The sequence below is a fragment of the Kosakonia quasisacchari genome, assembly GCF_004331415.1.
GTDB classification, from domain to species: domain Bacteria; phylum Pseudomonadota; class Gammaproteobacteria; order Enterobacterales; family Enterobacteriaceae; genus Kosakonia; species Kosakonia quasisacchari.
In genome coordinates, this window is record NZ_SJOP01000080.1 from 1 (window position 1) to 537 (window position 537).

1 pseudogene is annotated in these 537 nt (G+C 63.3%); it reads right to left on the reverse strand.

Going from position 1 to position 537, the window contains the following annotated elements:
- Positions 1 to 537: pseudogene (locus tag E0L21_RS24770) on the reverse strand (filamentous hemagglutinin N-terminal domain-containing protein); the annotation flags it as partial.

Below are 537 nucleotides of genomic sequence, written 5' to 3' on the forward strand. Positions count from 1 at the left end.
CGCCGTCTGGCTGTTAATCTCCAGCGCCTGTCCCTGCAGGGTGCCGCTGTTGTTCAGGTTGCCTGTGGTGGCCGTCAGTTGCCCTTTCGCCGTTATCGTGCCGGCATTATCCAGCTTATCCGCCGTTATCCGGCTGTTGCCGCCGGACGTCAGTTCGCCCTGCCAGCTGATATCCTGCGCATCCAGGGTGGCGTTACCCGCCGCACTGAGCTGGCTGGCCGCATCACCGTTAATCTGTTTTGCGCTGAGCGCCGTCTGCCCGGCAGCGATTTTGCTGGCAGTCAGCGTGGTATTCCCCGTCGCAGCCAGCGTCAGTTTGCCGTCCGCCGCCAGCGTGGCGTTGTTCAGCGCCACATCCTGCGTGCTGTTAACCGCGATATCACCACCCGCTTTATGGCTGCCGGTGAGCGTCACGCCGTCGCCCTTCGCCGTCAGCGAGCCGCTGGCAATGCTCTCTTTCACCACCATTTTGCCGTTCGCATCAAGCGTGATATCGCCCTGGCGCGCCGCCAGATTGCCGAGGTTCACCCCCACGCC